Source organism: Thermococcus sp. (assembly GCF_027066465.1).
In the GTDB taxonomy this organism is placed as follows: Archaea; Methanobacteriota_B; Thermococci; order Thermococcales; family Thermococcaceae; genus Thermococcus.
Map to the genome: position 1 here is coordinate 1 of NZ_JAMONU010000184.1, position 5,976 is coordinate 5,976.

Sequence of the window (5,976 nt, forward strand, 5' to 3'; positions counted from 1 at the left end):
GGTCCGGGGTTCGAAGCCCCGCGGGCCCACCATAGCAAACTTTTCTGGGGAAAAGTTTGATCAAAAGTGTTTGACTATTCAAAAAGTAGAGTTTATAGTTCGTGCACGTCAAGGGGCGTCTCTTGGTGGGAGTTTCTTTTTGAGTTGCTCGGTTGGGGGGTGAATTCCTTTAAGAGCATCTTTTAAAGAGAGGTTCAAGTGTTTTTGCGCTCCGAAGGAGCGCGGTTTAAGTAAAACCCGCGTGAAGGAGTCCTTGGGGGTGTGAATTCAAACTCTCAACGGCTGACTTGATTTTGAAATCTAGTCGTAAGGAAGCCCTGTTGAAGGAATCACGAGCTTTTGGTGAAGCTTTTCCAAAAGCTTCAGCGCTGGCGGAATTTATTGTGCTGATTCTAAGTGTTCATTGTGAAAAGGGGGTTTCTTTTTCATGGCTCTCTATATGAGTGTTTCTCTCTTTGAAGGCGCCCGATGGGCGCCGATGGTAAGTTGAAACTATCTCAAGGAGTTTTGTTGTAGTGTTAAACCCCTTAGGGACTTGCTCTTCTGTTAGTGCACGATTGACTTCTTGCTCTTTGGTGAGAAAGTGGCTTTCGCCAGCCTTTCTCAAAGGCTGTGGGCAAAGTTTCATCAAAGGATTTGAGGAGTTGTTTTTGCGTGGATTTCTCTTCGAGTTGTTCTTCGATGGGGTTATTCTTCAACGGCAAGAAGTTAAAGAAAAAACGTTAACCCGCTCAGTCAACAAAAGCCAAGCCGTTCCACAGCTCCCTTATCTCGCACGTCGCGTCGGGATAGAGCCTCTTGAAGGTTATCCTCCAGTAGCCGTTCCCCAAGTCCTCTATGTCCTCGATGTGGATTTTGAGGCCGAGCCTCTCGAAGTGGCTCACCATTCTGTGGGCGGTGCTCACGTTCTTTACCCTCACCCTGAAGGTCTCCTCGACGTCGTGGCCCTGCGATACCTCTTCGATGCTCTCAACGAGGGGCTTTAGGAGGGCCTCGCCGAGTGCCTTCGCGTAGTTCTCGAAGTCCTCGCCCCTAACCCTCCGCTCGGCTATGTGGAAGGCGAGCCGGCTTATCCTCCCCATGAAGTAGCCACCGGGCAAGTCGAAGAAAATCCTGGAGCCTATCCTTATGTCGTTGATGTTCGCGTAGGGCGTCACGTACTTCGCTATTCTCTTCATGTCCGGCGTCTTCATGACGACGCCTTCCCGCTTCTCCTCGCTGAGCCTATCAACAAGCTCCCTCAGCTCGTCAATCCTTGACCTATCGTAGAGGCCGAAGACCTCAACCTGCGGAATCCCGTACTCCTCGGCGAGTTTGTACCTCTCCTCGGCCGGAATGCTCCTGCCGGTTCCCTTCTCCTGGATGTCGAACAGGAAGAACTGGATGTCCTCCTTAACGTAGGGTGGCCCCTCGACCAGATACGGACTCTCCGGCCCGGCCATCTCGCCGACGAGGACGAGGTTGGGGTAATCCCTGAAGAACTCCTCGTTGATGAAGTCAAGAATCCTCTCGGTCGTGAAGGGGCAGACGAAACCGCCCCTGGTGAGCGCTAAAATCCTACCCTTAACTTTGACGACGCGGACGTTGTAGCCGTCAACCTTCTCCTCGACGTAGAAGGGCCTGCCCTTGAAAATCCTCTTTACACCGTTCTCGAGCTGGACGATTCGCTTTATGTGCGGAAATCCTAAAACGACCGTCCCGTCCTCAAAAACGGCCGTTCCCCTTCTGAAGCCCCTCGCCGAATCGCGGAAGCGGACGTAGCGGATTCCCTCGAAGGTATCCTCCTCTATCCCGCCCTTGCCTTCTAGAACCTCCAGTCTCTCTTCCGGCAGGCCAAGTTTGATTAGGAGGTTTCTAAACCCCTGACTGACCATCCTCTCACCGTAGTTGGTAGGGCTGGAAGGTTAATAACGTTGTCATCCTGCGGTAACGTTCAGCTCGGCCCACGCCCGCCAGCCCCGGTCAGAGACCGCGACGACGTAGATGTGAAAGCTTCCCCTCGTGAGGGGCGTTAAGGTCAGGTTGAAGTCAACACTTCCCTTTGGTGGGAGATAGAACTCTCCGGGAGAAACGAGAACTTTCACGTCGTTCGGTGCGGTTAAGTTGTTCACGATGACGTTCCACGCACCCCCAAGCTGGGGTCCTTCATAGACGAGTATTGAGACCCGCCCGTAGTATGGGCACTCCCTTCCGTTGACGCTGTAGCTTCCGCTCTCTACCTCTCCGGTTACCTTCACGGATTTCCCCACTGTCGTGCTGATTGCGGTCGGGCTTAAGTGCAGAACCCCCGCGTTGAAGTTGTTGAAGCTGGGTGGCGCGGGGCACGTGGCTTCGCCCTTAGAGGAGGTGCTGGTTACGGCGTATCCCACTATTGAGAGGATAAGTAATCCGGCTATAACAAGGAGCGCTTCAATTCGCTCCATAGGAATCACTGATGTAACATAAGAAGAGGTGCGTAAAAATATGTTGGTCAAAAACAGGCTTCACTTCATCGTTGAGAGAACCTTTGTTGTGACGTCGTTGCCTTCCCTGTCGTAAATCCTGTAGTATGCCGAATATGGAAGCTTCATCTTAGCCCTTCTCATGGCTTCAATTGCAAACTTGAGGTGGCCCTCGTTGACCCAGACTGTGAGTATCTTCTGGTCCTTCCTGACGCGGGCAGCTAAGCCAATCGGCTTTCCGAAGGGTCTGCGCATACCGTTACCGTAACGGTCGGCCTTCCTTCCGGTGGCCATCGGGTTCTCCCTCAGAACCTGGAACGGGTAAACCCTTATCTTGAAGTGATAGTTGCTCCTGCCGACGTTCTTCTGGAGGTACCTGTTGACCTGTATACGAATCGCCTCAAGGGCGTTCTGCCTTATCTGCATTGCCTGCTCCGCGTGAAGGCTGACCTCGTACTGGAATTCAGCCGAGAGGTTGCCCATGTCGAATATCGTTATCTTCGGTCCCGGAGCACCGCGTATGTATTCCCTCCTCGTGTAAGCGGGCTTGTCAACGTCCCTATCAATCTTCGCTGGTCTGAGTCCCATAATCTCACCTCCAAATGAGCGTAACCGGTCTGAACTTAAGCCGTTTGAGCCCCTTATAAAAGTTTTGGAAAGCCCTCAGTCTCTCCTCATCTGAAGTGCCTCAAAAATAAGTCCGAGTGAAAACGGGAGGAATACCAGAAGGGCGAGGTTCAGAGTTAGAACGGCTCTAACCTCCCCGAGAGAATATGCTAAGCCGAAGAGCATTCCTCCGGCGAACGTTGAGATGTTTTGGACGGCGTTCACGCCTCCTATCGCGAGCGAGGAGCGGTGATAGGAAGCTAAAACCTTCCGCGAAACCGGTCTGAAGCTCTGAAACGCGAAGAGGGCCAGAAAAATTCCAAGGAAGACCGTAGGGGCCGTCTTTATCGACGCTAAAATCGGCGATATTCCCGCGAGCAACGCTGTGAGCTTCACCATCCTTGCCTCACTTCTCACATCGGCGAGCCACGAGATGAAGTAGCTCAGCAACGCTGCTAAAAACCCCGTCCAGCCGAGCAAAACGGCGGTTCTCTCCTTGCTCAGTCCCAAAGCCTCCGAGACGTAAACGTAGGTTATCTCGCCCGAGGTGAAGGCCACTATAACCGCCATCAGCGAGGCAATCGTTAGAACCCTCTTCGGGTTCAGGCTCGGCTTCTCGCCGTCCGGCGTTTTCTTCTTTCTGGGTGTTATCAGGTCGAAGAGGAGGTAGTAGCTGAGGAGCATTATAAGGCCTGTAATCACGAAGAACGCCGAGGAAATCCACATCTGACCGGCCAAGCCGAAGCTGACGGTGTAAGCGTAGATGTAGTTGCCGAGGAGCGAGGCAATGCTTCCAAAGAAGAAGTAAACCGCGGTAACGCGCGCCCTTATCTCCCTCGGCGTCGTCACAGCTAAAACGAACTGTGCCATCGGCCAGCTTATCCCGTTGAGGAACCCGTTGAGGAGCTTTATTCCCGCCACCTGAAGCCAGCTCGATGTGATTGGATACAGCTGAACGGCCAGAGCGTTTCCCATCATCGCCATCGCTCCGATGTAAACGAACCTTTTCCCTCTCTCAAGCACGAGGCCACCGAGAACGGACGAGAAGGCCCTCGCGAGGACGAAGGACATCGAGACGAGGGAAACCGCGAACATGCTCGCTCTGAGGATGTCGCGCGTGTAGAACGCTATGGCCGGGGTGGCGAGGCGAAAGGCTATCGTTCCGGTGAATGCCGAGAGTATGAGGAGCAGAATTCCGGCGGGCCTTTTGCGCTCCATCAGACCACCTTCTGAGCGTTATACACTTGACTTAAAAGGGTTTAGCCCCTGAAAGTTTTTCGAAAACCGAACTTGGGGATGCGTTTAGTTTCAGGTTTTTCACTTATCTGTCGAGCGAAGGCTTTTTTAGCGTCGTTCATCAACACGCTTGGGGTGATTTGAATGGAGATTCACTTCGACATGGAATACGAGGACGCTTATAGGGAAGTCTACGAGATGGTGAGGCCGAAGTACAAGCTCTTCACGGCAGGACCCGTCGCCTGCTTCCCCGAGGTTCTCGCGATAATGAGCGTGCAGATGTTCAGCCACCGCTCGGCCGAGGCGAAGGCCGTTCACGTTGACACTCTCGAGAGGCTCAGGAAGTTCCTCGAGGCCGATAAAGGCGAGATAATACTCTTCCCGAGCTCGGGAACCGGCTTCATGGAGTCTGCCGTCAGAAACACAGTTCCCCGCGGCGGAAAGGTCCTCGTCACAATCATCGGCGCCTTCGGAAAGCGCTTCGCCGAAGTTGTTGAAGCCAACGGAAGGAAGGCGGTAATCCTTGAGAAGGAACCCGGCTACGCGATAAAGCCGGAGGAACTCGATGAGGCTTTGAGGAAGAACCCCGACGTCCACGCGGTCACGATAACCTACAACGAGACATCGACCGGCGTGCTGAACCCGCTCCCGGAGCTGGCCAAAGTGGCCAAGGAGCACGACAAGCTGGTCTTCGTTGACGCGGTTTCCGCGATGGGCGGGGCGGACATAAGGTTCGACAAGTGGGGTCTCGACCTGGTCTTCGCCAGCAGTCAGAAGGCCTTCGGCGTCCCGCCGGGACTCGCGATGGCAGCGGTCAGCGAGCGCGTTTTCGAGATAGCAGAGAAGATGCCGGAGCGCGGCTGGTACTTCGACCTACCGCTCTACAGGAAGTTCAACGAGAAGAAGAAGGGAACGCCTTCAACGCCACCGCTCCCGCAGATATTCGGCCTCAACGTCGTTCTCAGAATAATCGAGAAGATGGGAGGAAAGAAGGAGTGGCTTGAGATGTACGCAAAGAGGAGCAGTATGATACGCGAGGGCGTCAGGGAGATGGGTCTTGAAATACTCGCCGAGCCCGGCTACGAGAGCCCGACGATAACTGCCGTTCTCGTCCCCGAGGGGATGAAGGGTGTTGATGTTTACAACGCCATGCGCGAGCGCGGCTTCGAGTTGGCTAAGGGCTACGGAAGCGTGGCGGAGAAGACATTCAGGATTGGAAACATGGGCTACATGACCTTCGACGACATCCGCGAGATGCTCGCCAACCTCAGGGAGGTCATAGAAGAGCTGAGGAAGAAGTGAAATCAGAGCAGGGGCTTTAACTCCCCGTTCTCTATTTTGTGAATCCTGTTTATCTTCTTCATTCCGGTTCTCCAGTCCCTGCTCAGCTCGACGAGGACGTCGAAGCGGTCGAAGGTCTTCTCGTCTATTCCGAGCCAGTGCATGACTTCAGCCTTCAGGTCGTCGCTCATCGCCAGCGAGGTGACGATGAAGGCGTAGTCGTCGATTAGCCTGTCCAGAATCCTCGGGACGCTGACGGTGTGAAGGGTGTCTATCACGACGTAGTCTGGGCTGAGCCTTCTGAGTTTCTCGATGACCTCGTCGGTCCTCTCCTCCGTCGGGCGCCCGTCGAAGGCTGTATCAATGACCTCGATGTTCGGCCTGAAGGGCTTGAACTCGCCGTAGGCTGTAA

General features: G+C 54.2%; 6 protein-coding genes. 1 reads left to right on the plus strand and 5 read right to left on the minus strand.

The features are described 5' to 3' along the window. Nucleotides 1-731: 731 nt before the first annotated feature. The 4 genes from MVK46_RS09095 to MVK46_RS09110 all read right to left on the minus strand — a co-directional run bounded on the left by MVK46_RS09095 (nt 732) and on the right by MVK46_RS09110 (nt 4,265). A complete protein-coding gene (locus MVK46_RS09095; protein ID WP_297536361.1) occupies nt 732-1,874 on the minus strand; it encodes an RNA ligase in 1,143 nt (380 codons plus the stop codon). Between the two features lie 42 nt (nt 1,875-1,916). Further along, nucleotides 1,917-2,423 (minus strand): hypothetical protein, encoded by a 507-nt coding sequence (locus MVK46_RS09100; protein WP_297536362.1) that lies wholly within the window; start codon nt 2,421-2,423, stop codon nt 1,917-1,919. A 60-nt stretch (nt 2,424-2,483) separates the two neighbouring features. Then, the gene (locus tag MVK46_RS09105) at nt 2,484-3,029 is read right to left on the minus strand and encodes a 50S ribosomal protein L16 (protein ID WP_297536363.1); all 546 of its coding nucleotides are present in this window, start codon (nt 3,027-3,029) and stop codon (nt 2,484-2,486) included. A gap of 75 nt (nt 3,030-3,104) precedes the next feature. Continuing rightward, nucleotides 3,105-4,265 carry an MFS transporter gene (locus MVK46_RS09110; RefSeq protein WP_297536364.1) on the minus strand — a complete coding sequence of 387 codons (1,161 nt, stop codon included), beginning with the start codon at nt 4,263-4,265 and terminating at the stop codon, nt 3,105-3,107. 162 nt (nt 4,266-4,427) lie between these two features. Between MVK46_RS09110 and MVK46_RS09115 the strand changes: the two genes are divergently transcribed. Next, the gene (locus MVK46_RS09115) at nt 4,428-5,585 is read left to right on the plus strand and encodes an alanine--glyoxylate aminotransferase family protein (RefSeq protein WP_297536365.1); all 1,158 of its coding nucleotides are present in this window, start codon (nt 4,428-4,430) and stop codon (nt 5,583-5,585) included. Between the two features lie 2 nt (nt 5,586-5,587). Here the strand turns inward: MVK46_RS09115 and MVK46_RS09120 are convergent. Continuing rightward, nucleotides 5,588-5,976: ATPase (locus MVK46_RS09120; protein ID WP_297536366.1), on the minus strand; the 389-nt coding region annotated here is incomplete at its 5' end.